The 16,778-nt window shown below is 63.8% G+C and carries 17 protein-coding genes and 1 pseudogene; 8 read left to right on the top strand and 10 right to left on the bottom strand.

Annotated elements, in window-relative coordinates; genetic code table 11:
• Positions 1-70: 70 nt before the first annotated feature.
• Positions 71-2,761, bottom strand: coding sequence for an aconitate hydratase AcnA (gene acnA, locus EN914_RS04310; protein WP_024504963.1), 2,691 nt, complete (start codon positions 2,759-2,761; stop codon positions 71-73).
• 280 nt (positions 2,762-3,041) lie between these two features.
• Here acnA and ccmA point away from each other — a divergent pair, with 280 nt between their 5' ends.
• From ccmA to EN914_RS04290, 4 genes are all read left to right on the top strand, one after another.
• Positions 3,042-3,665 carry a heme ABC exporter ATP-binding protein CcmA gene (gene ccmA / locus EN914_RS04305; RefSeq protein WP_024504964.1) on the top strand — a complete coding sequence of 208 codons (624 nt, stop codon included), beginning with the start codon at positions 3,042-3,044 and terminating at the stop codon, positions 3,663-3,665.
• A gap of 28 nt (positions 3,666-3,693) precedes the next feature.
• Entirely contained in the window at positions 3,694-4,359 is a 666-nt protein-coding gene (gene ccmB, locus EN914_RS04300) for a heme exporter protein CcmB (protein ID WP_127389008.1), read from the top strand.
• Positions 4,360-4,482: 123 nt separating this feature from the next.
• Entirely contained in the window at positions 4,483-4,650 is a 168-nt protein-coding gene (gene ccmD, locus EN914_RS04295) for a heme exporter protein CcmD (protein WP_013528831.1), read from the top strand.
• Positions 4,647-5,222: a DsbE family thiol:disulfide interchange protein gene (locus EN914_RS04290; RefSeq protein WP_024504966.1), complete on the top strand. Its 576-nt coding sequence runs from the start codon at positions 4,647-4,649 to the stop codon at positions 5,220-5,222. Before ccmD ends, EN914_RS04290 begins: the two co-directional genes overlap by 4 nt.
• Before the next feature lie 158 nt (positions 5,223-5,380).
• Here the strand turns inward: EN914_RS04290 and EN914_RS04285 are convergent, their stop codons facing one another.
• Positions 5,381-5,548: a hypothetical protein gene (locus tag EN914_RS04285; protein WP_013528833.1), complete on the bottom strand. Its 168-nt coding sequence runs from the start codon at positions 5,546-5,548 to the stop codon at positions 5,381-5,383.
• Between the two features lie 258 nt (positions 5,549-5,806).
• Here EN914_RS04285 and EN914_RS04280 point away from each other — a divergent pair, with 258 nt between their 5' ends.
• Both EN914_RS04280 and EN914_RS04275 read left to right on the top strand, forming a co-directional pair.
• The gene (locus EN914_RS04280) at positions 5,807-6,727 is read left to right on the top strand and encodes an SMP-30/gluconolactonase/LRE family protein (RefSeq protein ID WP_013528834.1); all 921 of its coding nucleotides are present in this window, start codon (positions 5,807-5,809) and stop codon (positions 6,725-6,727) included.
• A gap of 76 nt (positions 6,728-6,803) precedes the next feature.
• A complete protein-coding gene (locus EN914_RS04275; RefSeq protein ID WP_013528835.1) occupies positions 6,804-7,010 on the top strand; it encodes a 4-oxalocrotonate tautomerase family protein in 207 nt (68 codons plus the stop codon).
• A 208-nt stretch (positions 7,011-7,218) separates the two neighbouring features.
• On the opposite strand, the gene EN914_RS04270 is transcribed toward EN914_RS04275, so the two are convergent.
• The 8 genes and pseudogenes from EN914_RS04270 to EN914_RS04235 all read right to left on the bottom strand — a co-directional run bounded on the left by EN914_RS04270 (position 7,219) and on the right by EN914_RS04235 (position 14,548).
• On the bottom strand, positions 7,219-7,749 hold the full coding sequence (locus tag EN914_RS04270; RefSeq protein WP_024504967.1) for an NADPH-dependent FMN reductase: 531 nt from the start codon (positions 7,747-7,749) through the stop codon (positions 7,219-7,221).
• Positions 7,750-7,789: 40 nt separating this feature from the next.
• A complete protein-coding gene (locus EN914_RS04265; protein WP_024504968.1) occupies positions 7,790-8,410 on the bottom strand; it encodes a pyridoxamine 5'-phosphate oxidase family protein in 621 nt (206 codons plus the stop codon).
• Positions 8,411-8,435: 25 nt separating this feature from the next.
• Complete coding sequence (locus tag EN914_RS04260) at positions 8,436-9,110, bottom strand: septation protein A (protein ID WP_013528838.1); 675 nt, start codon at positions 9,108-9,110, stop codon at positions 8,436-8,438.
• 61 nt (positions 9,111-9,171) lie between these two features.
• Positions 9,172-10,977, bottom strand: coding sequence for a signal recognition particle-docking protein FtsY (ftsY, locus tag EN914_RS04255; RefSeq protein WP_024504969.1), 1,806 nt, complete (start codon positions 10,975-10,977; stop codon positions 9,172-9,174).
• A 12-nt stretch (positions 10,978-10,989) separates the two neighbouring features.
• Positions 10,990-12,303, bottom strand: coding sequence for a tRNA (N(6)-L-threonylcarbamoyladenosine(37)-C(2))-methylthiotransferase MtaB (gene mtaB / locus EN914_RS04250; protein WP_024504970.1), 1,314 nt, complete (start codon positions 12,301-12,303; stop codon positions 10,990-10,992).
• Positions 12,303-13,187, bottom strand: a complete 885-nt coding sequence (gene dapF / locus EN914_RS04245) for a diaminopimelate epimerase (protein WP_024504971.1) — start codon at positions 13,185-13,187, stop codon at positions 12,303-12,305. Before dapF ends, mtaB begins: the two co-directional genes overlap by 1 nt.
• A gap of 96 nt (positions 13,188-13,283) precedes the next feature.
• On the bottom strand, positions 13,284-13,445 hold the full coding sequence (locus EN914_RS04240) for a DUF1328 family protein (RefSeq protein WP_013528842.1): 162 nt from the start codon (positions 13,443-13,445) through the stop codon (positions 13,284-13,286).
• 82 nt (positions 13,446-13,527) lie between these two features.
• Positions 13,528-14,548, bottom strand: a pseudogene (locus EN914_RS04235) (MBL fold metallo-hydrolase).
• A gap of 279 nt (positions 14,549-14,827) precedes the next feature.
• Between EN914_RS04235 and EN914_RS04230 the strand changes: the two are divergent.
• Positions 14,828-15,367, top strand: coding sequence for a protease inhibitor Inh/omp19 family protein (locus EN914_RS04230; RefSeq protein ID WP_013528844.1), 540 nt, complete (start codon positions 14,828-14,830; stop codon positions 15,365-15,367).
• Positions 15,368-15,533: 166 nt separating this feature from the next.
• Positions 15,534-16,733 carry a cell division protein ZapE gene (zapE, locus tag EN914_RS04225; protein WP_024504972.1) on the top strand — a complete coding sequence of 400 codons (1,200 nt, stop codon included), beginning with the start codon at positions 15,534-15,536 and terminating at the stop codon, positions 16,731-16,733.
• Positions 16,734-16,778: the final 45 nt, after the last annotated feature.

Raw genomic sequence — 16,778 nt, 5'->3', positions numbered from 1 at the left:
GGAATAGGGGAATAGGGGAATAGGGGAATAGGTATTCCCTTCCCTACTCCCCTACTCCCTTACTCCCTTACTAAGCTGCCAGATCGCGCAGCACGTATTGCAGGATGCCGCCGTTCTTGAAGTAGTCGAGCTCATCCAGCGTATCGATGCGGCAGATGATCGGCACGTTCTTCACCGTGCCGTCGCCATAGGTGATTTTGGCGATCATCGTCTGGCGCGGCTTGATGGTGCTCAGCCCGTCGATCTCGACCAGCTCGTCTCCCTTGAGGTTGAGCGATGCCCATGAGGTGCCTTCCTCGAAGACGAAGGGGATGACGCCCATGCCGACCAGGTTCGAGCGATGGATGCGCTCGAAAGACTGGGCGATGACCGCGCGGACACCGAGCAGATTGGTTCCCTTGGCCGCCCAGTCGCGCGACGAGCCGTTGCCGTATTCGACGCCGGCGAAGACGACCAGCGGCACGCCTTCCCTTTTGTACTCCATCGCCGCGTCGTAGATCGATTCCTCTTCCTTCGACGGGTAGTGGATGGTGTAGCCGCCCTCGCGGCCGTTCTCGCCCAGCATATGGTTGCGGATGCGGATGTTGGCGAAGGTGCCGCGCATCATCACCTCGTGATTGCCGCGCCGTGTGCCGTACTGGTTGAAGTCGGCGACGCCGACGCCGTGGTCGGTGAGGTATTTGCCGGCCGGTGAGGCCGCCTTGATCGAACCCGCCGGCGAGATGTGATCGGTGGTGATCTTGTCGCCGAACAGGCCGAGCACGCGGGCGCCCTTGATGTCGCCGATCTTGCCGAAACCTGATGTCATGCCGGCGAAATAGGGCGGGTTCTGCACATAGGTCGAGTTGTCGTCCCAGGCATAGGTCTGGCCTTCCGGCGCCTTGACGTTCTGCCAGTACTCGTCGCCCTTGAAGACGTCGGCATATTTGCGGGCGAACAGCTCGCGGGTGACGTTCTTCTCGATGAACTCCTGGATCTCGGCCGAGCTTGGCCAGATGTCCTTGAGGTAGACCGGCTCGCCGTTCTTGTCCTCGCCGAGCGGCTCTGTCGTGAGGTCCTTGGTGACAGTTCCGGCCAGCGCGTGCGCGACGACCAGCGGCGGCGAGGCCAGATAGTTGGCCTGCACGTCAGGCGAGACACGGCCTTCGAAGTTGCGATTGCCGGACAGGACCGCGGCGGCGATCAGGCCCTTGTCGTTGATGGTTTTGGAGATCGGCGCCGGCAGCGGGCCGGAATTGCCGATACAGGTGGTGCAGCCGAAGCCGACCAGGTTGAAGCCGATCTGGTCGAGCTCCTTCTGCAGGCCGGATTTCTCCAGATATTCGGCGACCACCTGGCTGCCGGGAGCCAGCGAGGTCTTCACCCACGGCTTCTGCTTCAAACCGAGCCGGTTGGCATTGCGGGCCAAAAGACCGGCGCCGATCAGCACGCTCGGGTTCGAGGTGTTGGTGCAGGAGGTGATGGCGGCAATGACGACATCGCCGTGACCGAGATCATGGTCGGTGCCTTCGACGGCGTAGCGCTTGGAGATTTCGGCCGCCTTCTTGTATTCGGTCTCCATCGCCTTGGCGAAGCCTTCCGGAATGCCTTCCAGGGCGACGCGGCCTTCCGGCCGCTTGGGGCCGGCCATCGACGGCACGACGGAGCCAAGTTCGAGCTCGAGCAGATCAGTGAAGACAGGGTCGGCCGAGCCGGTTTCACGCCACAGGCCCTGCGCCTTGGCATAGGCCTCGACCAGCGCGATGCGGTCCTCGCTGCGGCCGGACATTGTGAGATAGCGGATGGTTTCCGAGTCGACCGGGAAGAAGCCGCAGGTGGCGCCATATTCGGGGGCCATGTTGCCGATGGTGGCGCGGTCGGCCAGCGTCATGTTGGAGAGGCCCGGGCCGAAGAACTCGACGAACTTGCCGACGACCCCCTTCTTGCGCAGCATCTGGGTGACGGTGAGCACGAGGTCGGTGGCGGTGACGCCCTCTTTCAGCTTGCCGGTGAGGCGGAAGCCGATGACTTCCGGCAGCAGCATGGAGACCGGCTGGCCGAGCATGGCCGCCTCGGCCTCGATGCCGCCGACGCCCCAGCCGAGCACGCCCAGGCCGTTGATCATGGTGGTGTGCGAATCGGTGCCGACGCAGGTGTCGGGATAGGCTGTGGTTTCGCCGTCCTCGGTGTTGGTCCACACCACCTGGCCGAGATATTCGAGGTTGACCTGATGGCAGATGCCGGTGCCGGGCGGCACGACGCGGAAGTTGCGGAACGCCTGCTGGCCCCATTTCAGGAATTTGTAGCGCTCTTCGTTGCGTTCATATTCCAGCTCGACATTGCGGGCGAAGGCCATCGGCGTGCCGAATTCGTCGACGATGACGGAATGGTCGATGACGAGGTCGACCGGCACCAGCGGGTTGATCTTCTGCGGATCGCCGCCGAGCGAAGCCATGGCGTCGCGCATTGCGGCAAGATCGACCACGGCCGGAACGCCGGTGAAATCCTGCATCAGCACGCGGGCCGGGCGATAGGCGATCTCGACGCCGGCGGTGCCCTTATCGGTCAGCCAGCCGGCCACCGCCTGGATCGAGTCCTTGGTGACGGAGCGGCCGTCTTCGTTGCGCAGCAGGTTTTCCAGCAGCACCTTCATCGAATAGGGCAGTTGCGAGATGCCGGTAAGGCCGTTCTTTTCGGCCTCGATGAGATCGAAATAGGCATATTCAGCGCCGCCTGCGGTCAGCGTGCGGCGGCAATTGAAACTGTCGAGGGATTTTGACACGTGCGATCCTTGTCTGTTCAGCCTGAAAGGGAACGGACGCCGATGGCATGCAATCACGCGCAAAGGTGCGGGTACGGCCATTTCCGCTGTCCGTTCCCAAGCAACCCGAGCCGTTCAAGGCGGCGCGTGCGCTGGTTCGGCGCTAATTCTGTTCCCGTGCCGACCGCTGGCACGGATGCACCGCATATAGAGAATTTTCTGGAATAGTTCTAGACAGTTGGAAAGCAATTTTGTGCGATGCGGCAGCGGCCGCGACACATGGTTTCAGGGCAGGCGAGGAATGCGGCTGATCGCCGAAAATCTGGGCGGCGAGCGAGGCGGCGACGCGGTGTTTTCCGGCATCGGCTTTGCCTTGGAGGAGTGTCAGGCGCTTATCGTCACCGGGCCGAACGGATCGGGCAAGTCGACCTTGCTGCGGATCATCGCCGGGCTGCTGCCGGCGGCGGAAGGCAGCGTGAGGATTGAGGGCGTCATGAAGGTTGAAGACGGGGGCGAAGCGTTTCCGTCTGTTGCCTCGGCCTGTCACTATCTCGGCCACCAGAACGCAATGAAGCCGGCGCTCAGCGTGGCGGAGAATTTGCGCTTTTGGCGAGACTTCAATGGCGACGGACAGCTCGGCGTCGAAGAGGCGCTGGAAACGGTCGGGCTCGGCGGCATCGGCCACCTGCCGTTCGGCTATCTATCGACCGGGCAGCGGCGCCGCGCGGCGATCGCGAAACTGCTGGTCAGCCACCGGCCATTGTGGCTGCTGGATGAGCCGACGGCTGGGTTGGACAAGGCTTCGGAGGGCCGGTTCGCGGGGTTGATGACGAGACATTGCGCGGATGGCGGGATGATTGTCGCGGCGACGCATCTGCCGCTCGGGGTCGAGGGGATGGAGTTGAGGATGGGGGAAGCCGGTTGATGGTGTCTGGGCGAAAGCATCTCAAACCATGCTAGCGCTCTTCCTGCGCGACATCCGCCTCAACATCCGTGCCGGCGGCGGAGCGCTGACCGGGGTCATCTTCTTCCTCGCCGTCATCGTCACCATCCCGTTCGGGGTCGGGCCGGACCTGAAGCTGCTGGCCCGCATCGGACCGGCCATCCTGTGGATCGGCGCGCTGTTGTCCTGCCTGCTCGGGCTCGACCGGTTGTTCCAGGCCGATCGCGAGGACGGTTCGCTCGATCTCCTGGTGCTCGGCAACGATCGCCACATGCTGGCCTTGACGGTGCTGGTGAAATGCCTGGCGCATTGGGCGGGCAGCGTGCTGCCGCTGGTCATTGCGGCTCCCTTGCTCGGCCTGTTCATGAACATGGAGCCGCTCGGCATCGGCGCCACGGCGCTGACGCTGCTGGTCGGCACGCCGGCCATCACGTTCATCGGCGCCGCCGGTGCGGCGGTGGCGGGGGCGCTGCCCCGCGGCGGGCTGCTGATCTCGGTGCTGGTGCTGCCACTGACCATCCCGGTGCTGATCTTCGGCGTTTCGGCAAGCTATGGGGCGACCGCCAATCCCGACCCGTTTCTGCAGCCCTTCCTCATTCTTGCCGCGCTGACCCTGTTTCTTGGCGTGCTGGGTCCGGTCTCGGCGGCGCTGGCGCTGCGCCATGGCACGGATTGACGCAGCGTATGACTGTGGCTCGGCGACCGATTGCGAAGCCGACGGAGCGAGGCTAAGGAAAAGCATGTCTAGACTGGGCGACATGATCGGCTTGGAAGGCCGCACTTCAGCGGGACCTGCCGCATGAGTGCGCATGCACTCTACGTGACCGCCGCCTATGGCATCACTGCCGTGGTGCTCGCCGGATTGATCGGCTGGATCCTGCTCGACCAGCGGGCGCGCAAGCGTGAGCTTGCCGAACTGGAGGCGTCCGGCGTGAGGCGTCGCTCCGACAAGGTCGCCAAGCCATGAGCACCGAAACGGAAACGCCGCCGCCCAGTCGTCGCCTGTTCGTGCTTCTGCCGCTGCTGATCTTCCTCGGCCTGGCCGGACTGTTCCTGTCGCAACTGCTGTCGGGGCGCGATGCTTCGGAAGTGCCGTCGGCCTTGATCGGCCTGCCTGCGCCGCAAACCAGCCTGCGGGCGCTGGAGGGCTCAAACCTGCCGGGGCTCGATTCGAAAACCTTCGCCGGCAAGGTCACATTGGTCAACGTCTTCGCGTCGTGGTGCGCGCCATGCCGCGAAGAGCACCCGGTGCTTCTGGCGTTGTCGCAGGATAAGCGTTTCACCATGGCAGCGCTGAACTACAAGGACCGGCCCGAAAACGCACGCCGGTTCCTCGGCGATCTCGGCAATCCGTTCCAGGCGATAGGGGTCGACGAAGCGGGCCGCGCGGCGATCGACTGGGGCGTCTACGGCGTGCCGGAAACCTTCGTCATCGGCAAGGACGGCAAGATCGCCTACAAACATGTCGGCCCGCTGACGCCCGAGACGGTGCAGGCGTTGCTGTTGCCGCAGATCGACAAGGCACTGGCGGCGCATTGATATTCAGGTGATGCCGGCCTGCAAACAGCGGCTTCCTGCGCTTCCGGTGCTCGCGTACCAAAAGTACGCTCCGCTCCGGTTCTCGGAAACCACCGTTTTCGACTCGGCCTGACCTGAATCTCAACGCACCTTGGCGGCGCGTCTTATCGGGCTTGAGATCAGCCGTAGATCTGCTTGTGGATCTGGTAGAGCATTTCCGAGCGGTCGGCGCGCATGTCGGCCAGATCGCGGCTGGAAAAGCTGTCGATTTCGGCGACAAGGCGGTTGTAGTGCTTGCGCTTGGCAATGCTGTTGCGAGCGCGGGTCATGAGACTGTCGAGGATCATAGCAAGGTTCCTTTTGGCGCCGCATTTCGGCGGCGGTTTCTTCCTCCCTTGATCGATACGAAGCATGACATAGTAATGGTGCATTGCAAAAAGAAGATGTTGCAATGCACCATTGCGCTGGACGCATAGCCGGTTAATGCGGCGCTAACGTCATGCGCAGAGCCGGCAAGCGATCTTTTGTGGGACACTGTGCGTACCCACATTGCCTTCTGTCCCTCCGGCTGGCTTGATCCCTGTCATTGATGCCGGGAGGAAAGCATGGCGGCCGCAGACTATTATGAAATTCTCGATCCGCGCTTCGCGCGCCTGTTCAACGGCAACGCGCAGGTGGAGAAGCTGTTCACCGGATGCCAATGGGCGGAGGGGCCGGCCTGGTTCGCCGCCGGCCGCTATGTCGTCTGGTCCGACATCCCCAACAATCGCATGCTGCGTTATGACGAAACCGACGGCAATGTCAGCGTCTTCCGGCAGCCGTCCGGCAACTCGAACGGCAACACCGTCGACCGGCAGGGCCGGCTGATCACCTGCGAGCATTCGGGCCGCCGCGTCAGCCGCACCGAGTTCGACGGCTCGGTCACCACGATCGCGGCCAAATGGAAAGGCAAGCGGCTGAATTCGCCCAACGACGCGGTGGTGAAATCCGACGGTTCCATCTGGTTCACCGATCCAAGCTACGGCATCGATACGGATTATGAGGGCGACAGGGCTGAGAGCGAAATCGGCGCCTGCCACGTCTACCGGGTCGATCCCGGCACCGGCGAGGTCGAAGCCGTCATCACCGACATGGTCAGGCCTAACGGCCTCGCCTTCTCGCTGGACGAGAGCAAGCTTTATGTCGTCGATACCGGCCGCACGCATGGCGCGCAGAATCCGGCGCATATGCGGGTGTTCAATGTCGGCAAGGGCGGCAAGAAAGTCTCCGGCGAAAAAGTCTTCGCCGACTGCACCGCCGGCCTGTTCGACGGCTTCAGGCTCGACGAGGACGGCCGCATCTGGACCAGTGCCGCCGACGGCATCCATTGCTACGATCCGGACGGCACGCTGATCGGCAAGGTCAAGGTGCCGGAAGTCACCGCCAATTGCGTGTTCGGCGGCAACAAGCTGAATTGCCTTTACATCGCCGGCACCACGTCGCTCTACATGGTGCGGCTGATGGTCAACGGCGCCAAGACATACTGAGGCTTGAACACTGGCGGCCGTTCGACGGTTTCATCGAAGCGGGTCGTGAGCACGAACATCCCCGGGAGGACAAGAAATGCCATTCGTCAACATCCGCATCGTCAAGGAAGTGATCGCCGCCGATCCGGCGGGCAAAAAGGCGGATATCGCCAAGAAGGTCACCGCGGCCATCATGGACGCCACCGGGCTGAGCAACGACGATGTCTGGGTGGTTTTTGAAGAGGTCAACGCCCGCGATTGGTACGTGGGGAAGACCGATGTGGAGACGCTGCGAAAGGGGTAGTGCGCGATCTTTCCTTCTCCCCTTGTTGTGGGAGGTGGATCGGCGCGCAGCGCCGAGACGGTTGAGGGGTGGGTGACGGATTGCCGTCGGTGCCAAGCTGGAACATCCCTCATCCGACCTCGCTTCGCGAGGCCACCACCCTGGGGCGAGCAACGGGTCTCGCCCCGTCCTTTAGACCCACAAGGGGAGAAGGAAGAGAGGCCGCCGCTCAACGCGAGCGGATAAACTCCGCGAAGGCATTCAGTGCATCATGCATCGCCTGCCGGTTCGCCGGCGCCGCCAGGATGCCCGCCACCTCCGGCGGCTTCCTGCCGAGCAGGGCGATCTCCAGCACATCGTCGTAAAGCGCGAACGACATGGTGCGCATGATCTCGGCCAATGCGGCGCGGGCGAACAGCGAGCGCGGCGAGGCGTGTACCAGCATGGCGGGCTTGGCGACGGCGGCATCGCGCGAGACCAGCCAGTCGAGCGCGTTCTTCAGCCCGCCCGGCACGCCATGGGCATATTCCGGACAGGAGACGATCAGGCCGTCGGCTCGACTGACGGCATCGATCAGCTTGGAGGCTTCGAGCGGCGTCCGCTCGCCTTCATCGTCGGGATTGAAGATCGGCAAACGGCCAAGCCCGTCATGGACGGTGACGCGGCAGCCGGACGGCGCTTCGCGCGCCAGTGCGGCGATCAGCGCCGAATTTGTGGAGGCCGCGCGCAGGCTGCCGGAAATGGCAAGGATGTTCAGCAAGGTATGGAATCGGTCCAGACGCGAATCGCGTCCGCAAAAACTACCACATCGTCTTCTTGTATTCCTCGTCGAGCCAGCGGTCGGTCGCCTCGGCGGAATCGGCAACCGCCAGCTGATCGCGCATGATCTGGCCGAGCGTCGGCAGCGTCGCGCGGTCGTACCAGGTTTCCGGCTTCCACAAATCCGAGCGCATGAAGGCTTTTGCGCAGTGCATGTAGGCCGCCTTGACGCTGACCACGACAACGCTTTGCGGCTCCCTGCCGTCGACGGCGAGCCGTTCGCGCAAATTTGCGTCGACGGTGATGCGGGCATCGCCGTTGACGCGCAGCGTCTCGTTCATGCCGGGGATGAGGAAGAGCAGCCCGACCGAGGGATTGACGAGGATGTTTTCCAGCGTGTCGAGCCGGTTGTTGCCGGGCCGGTCGGGAATGGCGATGGTGGTGTCGTCCAGAACGGTGGCAAAGCCCGGTTTGTCGCCCTTCGGCGTCACGTCGGCATTGCCGGCACCGTCGGACGAGCCAATCAGCACGAATGGGCTCTTGCCGATGAAGGAGCGGCAATGGCCGTCAAGTTTTTTCAGCTCCTTGCGGATAGAACCGTCGGTCGGCCGTGGCGTCTTGTAGATCGTCCTCAACTGGTCGCGCGTGGTGACGAATTCCATGGTCCTTTCCCCTTATCTGCAGGCTCTATTTCCCGGCCTTCTCTTCTTTGCCGGTCTTGTCGTCCAGCGAATGGCGCAGGATCAGCGGCATCTGGCTGAAGGTGAACAGAAGCGTGATCGGCATGATGCCCCAGACCTTGAAAGTAACCCAGGCGTCGGTGGAAAAATTGCGCCACACCACCTCATTGACGATGGCCAGGAACAGGAAGAACAGGCCCCAGCGGAAGGTCAGCTTGCGCCAGCCTTCAGCGTCGAGGCTGAAGGCTGAATCGAAGACATAGCCAAGCAGCGACTTGCCGAAATACAGGCCGCCGAGCAGCACCCCGCCGAACAGCGTGTTGACGATGGTCGGCTTCATCTTGATGAAGATGTCGTCCTGCAGATAGAGCGTCAGCGCGCCGAAAATGAAGACGACGACGCCCGACACCATCGGCATGATCGGCAAGGTGCGGGTGAGCAGCCACGAGGCGATCAGCGCGATTGCCGTGGCGGCCATGAACAGGCCGGTGGCGACGAAGATCGGCCCGCCGAACTCGGCCAGAACAGGGAATTTCTGCACCAGCCATCCGCTGCGCGCATTGGCGAAGAAGAACACCATCAACGGACCCAACTCCAGCACCAGCTTGAGCAGCGGATTGACGCCTTCCTTCTTCTGCTTCTGCGGGTCCGACGGATCGCGTTCGAGAATGGGTGGGTTCATGGAATCTCTTTCTTGCGCATGATCTGATCCAAAAAGTCTGCACATTTTTGGGACATGCTTGTTAAGCTACTCCAGCGATCGCCCTGGCGAATTCGCTTGCCGAGAAAGGTTCGAGGTCGTCGACCTGTTCGCCGACGCCGATGAAATAGACCGGCAATTTGTGCTTTGCCGCGATCGCCACCAGAATACCGCCGCGCGCCGTGCCGTCCAGCTTGGTCATCACCAGGCCGTTGACGCCGGCGATATTGCGGAAGATCTCGACCTGGTTGAGCGCGTTCTGGCCGGTGGTGGCGTCGACCGTCTGCAGCACGGTGTGCGGCGCTTCCGGATCGAGCTTGCCGAGCACGCGAACGATCTTTTCGAGCTCGGCCATCAGTTCGGTCTTGTTCTGCAGACGGCCGGCGGTGTCGATGATCAGCACGTCGGAGCCGGCCTCTTTCGCCCGCTCGAATGCATCATAGGCAAGGCCCGCGGCATCGGCGCCGAGCTTGGAGGCGATGACCGGCGATTTCGTCCGCTCGCCCCAGATTTTCAGCTGCTCGATGGCTGCCGCGCGGAACGTGTCGCCGGCGGCGAGCATGACCGACAGGCCGCCATCGGTCAGCTTGGCGGCGAGCTTGCCGATGGTGGTGGTCTTGCCGGTGCCGTTGACGCCAACCACCAGGATGACATGCGGCTTGTGCGAGAGGTCGAGCTCCAGCGGCATGGCGACATGGGTCAGCACTTTTTCCACCTCGGCCGCCATGATGGCGCGGACCTCGGTGTCGGAAACGTCCTTGCCGTAGCGGCTGGCGGCCAGCGCGTCGGTAACGCGCAAGGCGGTCTCCATGCCGAGATCGGCGCGGATCAGCACATCCTCCAGGTCCTGCAAAGTCTCTTCGTCCAGCTTGCGCTTGGTGAAGACGCCGGCAATGTTGCCGGTCAGTTCCTTGGACGAGCGGGCAAGCCCGTCCTTCATGCGCTGGAACCAAGAGCGCCTCGGTGCCGGCTCCGGCGCCTTTTGCGGCTCGGCCTTCTGCTCGACCTTCTTGGTGACGGTCACCTTGCCGGGGGCGGCTTTCGGCTCCGGCGCGGGTGGTGGAAGAGGCTGCGGCTCGGGCGCAATTTCCGCAATGACCGGCTGCGATTCGATCGGCGCAGGCTGGCGAATGGGAGGTGCGATTTCGGCGGCGGGTGCTTCGGGCGTCGGCGCTGAAACTTCTTCCTTCTCCCCGTCGCTATACGGGGAGAAGGTGCCGGCAGGCGGATGAGGAGCGGCGCCGGCCTCTGAAGACGGCTGAAGAGGGGACGGCGCCGGTGTGGGCACCTCGATCGGCGCTGGTGTTTCTGCCGGAACCTCGGCCGGCGTCGGCACTTCGACTGGTGCCGGCTCCGGCCGCTTTTCCGGGCGTGACGGGACGATCTCCGGTTCGGCCGGCGCCGGCGCTGGGACTTCTTGCGGCTGCCGTTCGGGCGTGGGTTCGGGAGTCGCAGGGGTGAGCGGAACTTCCTCGGGCGCCGGCGGCTCTGGAGTCTCTGGCGCGGGCGCCGGTTCTTCTTTCGGCGCGGGCTCCGGCAGAGGTTCCGGCTCGGAGGGAACAGTCGGCTCCGGTGCTGGCGGGATGGTCGGCTCCGGCGCGGGCACCGGTTCCTCGACAGGCGCCGGTTCCGGCGCAGGAATTACCTCCGGCTCGACCGTCGGCGTCGTTTCTGCCTCGGGTCGCGGCTCGTCGCGCTTCAAGAACTCCGGGACGACCTGTTCGGCCGCCGGCTTCAGCGCATCGAGTGCTTCCCATTTGATCGGCGGTAGCGGGGCGGTCTCGTCGATCCGTTCCTCGACCACCTCTTTCTTGCCGAACGAAAATATCTTCTTGAAAAAACCAGCCATGCTTTGCGTTTCTCAGGCGGCGCGGGCGGCAAGCGGCGCCGCGATCAGCCTGGTACCATCGTGGCCCGATATATCGGCCTCGACGATCTCACCCGGTGCGCCCGTGCCGAGTGCGGCAAGCGTAAAACCCTCGGTGCGGCCAAGGCCGTCTCGCTCGATCAGGATCGACTGACGCGTACCGGTGAGCAACGACAGATGCCTGACATAGGCAACTTCACCGGCGGCGCGCAGCCGGGCGGCGCGCTGCTTGACCACCTCGCGGCGGAGCTGCGGCATGCGCGCGGCAGGCGTGCCTTCGCGTGGGCTGAAGGGGAAGACGTGGAGATGGGTCAGGCCACACTCCTCGACAATTTTCTCCGAGTTCTCGAACATTTCGTCGGTCTCGGTCGGGAAGCCGGCGATGATGTCGGCGCCAAAGACGATACCGGGGCGCAGTTTGCGCACATCCTCGCAGAAGCGGATCGACTGATCGCGCAGATGCCTTCGCTTCATGCGCTTCAGGATCATGTCGTCGCCCGACTGCAGCGACAGATGCAGATGCGGCATCAACCGGGGCTCGGTGGCGATGGCGTCGAGCAAATCGTCGTCGGCCTCGATCGAATCGATCGACGACAGCCGCAGGCGCTTAACATCGGGCACCTGTTTCAGGATGGTCTTCACCAGTTTGCCGAGCTTCGGCGCGCCCGGCAGGTCGGCGCCGAATGAAGTCATGTCGACGCCGGTCAGAACGATCTCGGCATAGCCGTTGCCGGCGAGCCGCTTGACCTGCTCGACCACGGCGCCCATCGGCACCGAGCGCGAATTGCCGCGGCCGTAGGGAATGATGCAGAAGGTGCAGCGGTGGTCGCAGCCGTTCTGCACCTGGACGAAGGCGCGTGCGCGGCCCTCGATGGCGTCGACCAGGTGGCCTGCGGTCTCACGCACCGAAAAGATATCGTTGACGCGCGCCTTCTCGGTGTCGTTGACGCCGAAATCCGGCAGCGCGCGGTAGGAATTCGCGTTCAGCTTCTCTTCATTGCCAAGCACGAGATCGACCTCGTCCATGGCGGCGAATTTTTCAGGCTCGGTCTGCGCGGCGCAGCCGGTGACGATGATGCGGGCTCGCGGGTTGTCGCGGCGCGCCTTGCGGATCGCCTGCTTGGCCTGGCGCACTGCTTCGCCTGTCACGGCGCAGGTGTTGAAGATCACGGCGCCACCTTCCAACGCGCCGAGGCCCGCACTTTCAGCCTCGCGCCGCATCACCTGCGATTCATAGGTGTTGAGCCGGCAGCCGAAGGTGACGACATCGATCCCCGGGGACATCGGGCTCTTGGGCAGAGCGGACATCAGGCCGCGCTTTCAGTGTCGCGGGCCCATGTCCCGATCGACGGGTCGAAGTTGCCGGAAAATTCCCATTCGGCGGCGCCCGTCAGGACCACGTGGTCATCGTCGCGCCATTCGACATGCAGCGTGCCGCCGCCTGGCGTCAACAGACTGACGCTGCGGCCGGTCCGATTGGTGCGAGCCGCGGCCACGACGGCGGCGCAGGAGGCCGAGCCGCAGGCCTTGGTCAGGCCGGCGCCGCGTTCCCAGGTGCGGATGATCATGGTTTCGGGCGAAGTAACCTGAGCGATGGTTATGTTGGCGCGCTCGGGGAACATCGGGTGGTTCTCGAGCAGCGGACCGAAGCGGTCGAGCTCGTAGGACCAGACGTCGTTGTCGACCCAGAAGATCGCGTGCGGGTTGCCCATCGAAACGACCGAGGGTGAATGCAGCACGGGGGCGTCGATCGGGCCGATCTGCAGCTCGATCATGCGGGTGTCGCGGAATTCCTCGGCCAGCGGGATATCCTGCCAGCCGAAGCGCGGCGTGCCCATGTCGACCGAGATCGAACCGTCGGCGTGTTCGCGCGCATTGAGGATGCCCGCCACGGTCTCGAAGGTGAAGATCTTCTGGCCGGTCTCGGCGGCGAGCGCCTGGACGACGCAGCGCATGCCATTGCCGCAGGCCTGCGCACCGGTTCCATCGGAATTCAGGATGTCGATGAAAAAGGCGGTGCCAGGCGTCCTGGCGTCATGGATCGCCATGATCTGGTCGAAGCTGGTCGCGGCATCGGCGTTCAGCGCAATCGCCGCCGCCGCCGTCACCCGATCGGCACGGCCACGCATATCGGCAACGATGATCTCGTTGCCGATGCCGTTCATCTTGGCGAAAGGGGCAGTGCTGGCCATTGCTCCGAAAAATTCCGTGTCCGTTTGGCGCTATATGGCGGAAACGGGCAGGAATTACCAGTGCGCAGCCGCTTGGTCTCGGCGAAAGCGCCGGACTTACGTGACGGCGAAAATGCCCAGCACCACCAGCAGGAAGATGATCAGAACGATGCCGATAAGGATGCGCGCACCCGTGGCCGCGGCACCTGCCAGTGCCGGCATGCCGAGCAAGCTCGCCGCCGCGGCGACGATCAGGAGAATGATAATCCATTTGAGCATGACAATGCCTCGCAAACCGGCAAATATTTCAACCACATGAAAACGCGGTTGCAGCGCTGGGGTTCCGTCGAACCGATGCGGATCAGGGCGCTATGTGCTCCGGCACATCCCAGACCTCGCCCGGCCGCAAGGCGCGAAAGCGCTCGCGTGGGATGCCTCGATCGTCAAGCGCCTCGGTCAATTTGCGCGCCGGCTCGTCGATCGGCTCGTCGGTGAGCTGGAAGGTGCCCCAGTGACAGCCGGCGGCATGGGCGGCGTTGCACAGCGTCATGCCTTGCACCGCTTCCCAGGGGTTCTGGTGCTGCGGCGCCATGAACCAGCGCGGCTCATAAGCGCCGATCGGCAGAATGGCGAAGCGGAAACCGCCATGTTTCTCGGCCATCCGCCGGTAGTTGATGCCATCGTGGAAGCCGGTGTCGCCGGCGAAATAGAGCTTGCCGTCAGGCGTTTCGACGACAAAGCCGGCCCAGAGCGCCATGCGCCGGTCTCGGGCGCCACGCGCCGACCAGTGATGCACCGGCTCGACATGGACGGCGGCGCCATTGCCGATCTCGACGCTGTCGCCCCAGTCATGCGCCGACAGTCGCATGCCGGGCACGGCGGCTTTCGATGATGGCGTCGTTGCCGAGCGGAGTGAGCACCAGCGGGTCGTGGCCGGCCTTCAGCCGCTTCAACGTGGCGAGGTCGAGATGGTCGTAGTGGTTGTGGCTGACCAGCACGAGGTCGATCGGCGGCAGGTCGGCAAAGGCGATGCCTGGCGCATTGATGCGTTTTGGTCCGGCGAAGGAAAGCGGCGAGGCGCGCAACGACCATACCGGATCGGTAAGGATGTTCAGACCGGCCGTCTGGACCAGCAAGGTGGAATGGCCAACCATCGTCACTTCCAGCGCGGCGCCCTCGACCCTTGTCGCCGGCTTTGCCTGCGGAAAGGGGCTTGCATCGCTCGCCGGCCATTTCGAGCGCTGGCCATTCAACTGCCATTTCAGCAGGTCGGCGAAACGGCCGGGTGGCTGGCCGTCGGGATTGAAGAACAATGCGCCGTCGAAATGGTCGCTGGGCGGGCCGCTATAATAGCGATTGGCGGCTGTCTTTCTCGCGGCCAATTTTGCGGCTCCGGCAGGTGTTTCGTTTTCCAGACATAGGCGCTAAGGCGGCTCGCGCAAGCGTCCAACCGTCGAATGTCGGCGCTGCACTGCTTTGACCGGATCCCCAGTCGACGCGCGACAAGCGGTCAGCCGCCGCGATTGCGATAAATTTGCAACAATTCTTGCTGCAAACTGTATTTTAACCATATCGGGTTGAAATTTCGCCACCTTCTCCATCTTGGTGGGGGTGAGATTGTGCGGACGGCTTCCCCCCAGCCGGATCCGACGGAGGTTGGAATGACTTTTTCGAAAACCGGTCTGGTGGCCGTATCGCTGGCGGCGCTCGTTGCGAGCGGCTGTTCGACCTCGCGTTTCTCCTCGATGGATGACCAGCAGCCGGCACCGCTGGAGGCCGCGCCCGCCGGCAAGGTGACGGCGAACCAACTGCCGCCGCCGGCATCGCCCGGCACCACCGACCCGTCTCAATTCCCGACCGCTCCTGCGAACACGCAGGTCGCCGCGCTGCCTTCGGATGGTTCGGCGCCGGCCGGCGCTTCGGACGTGACTGCCGCCAGCGTCGCCGGTGTCTGGAACGCCAGCGTTGCGGGCCAGAGCTGCAAGGTGGCGACACCGCAGACCAAATTCGGCGCCGGCTTCCGCGCTGGGCCGCTGCATTGCCCGGCGCCGATGGACGGCGTCAAGTCGTGGAACGTCGCCGGCAAGCAGCTGACGCTCTATGACGAGAGTGGCGGTGCGCTGGCGCGGCTCTATTCCTCGGGCGGCTCGAAATTCGACGGCCAGACTTCCAACGGCCAGCCGATTTCGCTTACAAGGTAGGCTAATGCATGTCGCCCAAAAGTGGCCGCGGTTTTGGGAAAACAAAGATCTAAAGCGGGTCGTCTGAATCCGTTCAGACACGACCGCTTTAGTCCTCCGAATGCGTGTCGCGCAGAAGTGACCCCGGTTTCGGGACAGCGACATGCATAAACAAATGACGTGACCGATGCATCTGCGTGACGGCCTCCAGACCCATGCGACCGTCAGGCAGCGCTACGACCATCTGGTGGAAACCGGTACGATCGACCGCGATCCGGCGCAGGAACGGATCGTTGCGGCGCTCGACCGGCTGACCGATGAGATCTCGGCCAAGCGGCTGGCGCATAAGTCGAGCGCGCTGGGCTGGCTGTTCGCCCGCAAGCGCGAGACGCATGAGGCCGTCAAAGGCCTTTACATCCATGGCGGCGTCGGTCGCGGCAAGACCATGCTGATGGACATGTTCTTCGAGTTGCTGCCGGTGCGGCGCAAGCGCCGCGTCCACTTCAACGACTTCATGGCGGACGTGCAGGACCGTATCCAGAAGCACCGGCAGGCGCGCAAGAATGGCGACGTCAAGGAGGACGACCCGATCCCGCCGGTGGCCAAGGCCCTTGCCGAGCAAGCCTGGGTGCTGTGCTTCGACGAGTTCTCGGTCACCGACATCGCCGACGCGATGATCCTGTCCAGGTTGTTTTCGGCGCTGTTTGCCAGCGGTGTGGTGCTGGTCGCCACCTCGAATGTGGCGCCGGAAAACCTCTACAGCGACGGGCTGAACCGTCAGCTTTTCCTGCCCTTCATCGGCATACTGGAGCGGCACACACAGGTGCTGGCGCTCGATGCCGACAAGGACTACCGGCTGGAAAAGCTCGCCCGGACACCGGTCTATGTCACGCCGGCCGATGCGGCGGCGGACCAGCTACTCGACGAGGCCTGGCAAGCCATGACGCGCAACGCGCCGACCGCCGAGACATCGATTGCCCTCAAAGGGCGGCAGGTGATCGTGCCGCGTGCGGCAGGCGATGCGGCGCGGTTCTCCTTCGCCGATCTCTGCGAAAAGCCGCTTGGCGCGCGCGATTTCCTGGCGATCGCCGGGCGCTTCTCAACCATTTTCATCGACCACGTCCCGGTGCTCGGCGAAGGCAAGCGCAACGAGGCCAAACGCTTCATCCTTCTGATCGACACGCTCTACGACCATCATGTGCGGCTGGTGGTGAGCGCCGAAGCGCCGCCGCAAGCGCTTTATGCCGCCAAGCGCGGCGTGGAGGTCTTCGAGTTCGAGCGCACCGCATCGCGGCTGATCGAGATGCAAAGCCGCGACTGGCTGGAGGATTGGGCGGAGCGGCAGAAAGGGAAGCCGGCGCCAGAGGCACAGCAGGCGCAGGCCTGAATTTCCAGGGAATGCGTCGGTAGCGATCCTTTGCCCCCCCCCTCT

Source organism: Mesorhizobium sp. M7A.F.Ca.CA.001.08.2.1 (assembly GCF_003998455.1).
In the GTDB taxonomy this organism is placed as follows: domain Bacteria; phylum Pseudomonadota; class Alphaproteobacteria; order Rhizobiales; family Rhizobiaceae; genus Mesorhizobium; species Mesorhizobium ciceri.
This window is presented reverse-complemented; position numbering and strand designations above follow the sequence as displayed.

Excerpts from the sequence above, each read along its gene's own strand:
- ccmA (WP_024504964.1), top strand. The coding sequence starts at position 3,042 with ATGCGGCTGATCGCCGAAAATCTGGGCGGCGAGCGAGGCGGCGACGCG.
- ccmB (WP_127389008.1), top strand. The coding sequence starts at position 3,694 with ATGCTAGCGCTCTTCCTGCGCGACATCCGCCTCAACATCCGTGCCGGC.
- ccmD (WP_013528831.1), top strand. The coding sequence starts at position 4,483 with ATGAGTGCGCATGCACTCTACGTGACCGCCGCCTATGGCATCACTGCC.
- EN914_RS04290 (WP_024504966.1), top strand. The coding sequence starts at position 4,647 with ATGAGCACCGAAACGGAAACGCCGCCGCCCAGTCGTCGCCTGTTCGTG.
- EN914_RS04285 (WP_013528833.1), bottom strand. The coding sequence starts at position 5,548 with ATGATCCTCGACAGTCTCATGACCCGCGCTCGCAACAGCATTGCCAAG.
- EN914_RS04280 (WP_013528834.1), top strand. The coding sequence starts at position 5,807 with ATGGCGGCCGCAGACTATTATGAAATTCTCGATCCGCGCTTCGCGCGC.
- EN914_RS04275 (WP_013528835.1), top strand. The coding sequence starts at position 6,804 with ATGCCATTCGTCAACATCCGCATCGTCAAGGAAGTGATCGCCGCCGAT.
- EN914_RS04265 (WP_024504968.1), bottom strand. The coding sequence starts at position 8,410 with ATGGAATTCGTCACCACGCGCGACCAGTTGAGGACGATCTACAAGACG.
- EN914_RS04260 (WP_013528838.1), bottom strand. The coding sequence starts at position 9,110 with ATGAACCCACCCATTCTCGAACGCGATCCGTCGGACCCGCAGAAGCAG.
- ftsY (WP_024504969.1), bottom strand. The coding sequence starts at position 10,977 with ATGGCTGGTTTTTTCAAGAAGATATTTTCGTTCGGCAAGAAAGAGGTG.
- mtaB (WP_024504970.1), bottom strand. The coding sequence starts at position 12,303 with ATGTCCGCTCTGCCCAAGAGCCCGATGTCCCCGGGGATCGATGTCGTC.
- dapF (WP_024504971.1), bottom strand. The coding sequence starts at position 13,187 with ATGGCCAGCACTGCCCCTTTCGCCAAGATGAACGGCATCGGCAACGAG.
- EN914_RS04240 (WP_013528842.1), bottom strand. The coding sequence starts at position 13,445 with ATGCTCAAATGGATTATCATTCTCCTGATCGTCGCCGCGGCGGCGAGC.
- EN914_RS04230 (WP_013528844.1), top strand. The coding sequence starts at position 14,828 with ATGACTTTTTCGAAAACCGGTCTGGTGGCCGTATCGCTGGCGGCGCTC.
- zapE (WP_024504972.1), top strand. The coding sequence starts at position 15,534 with ATGCATCTGCGTGACGGCCTCCAGACCCATGCGACCGTCAGGCAGCGC.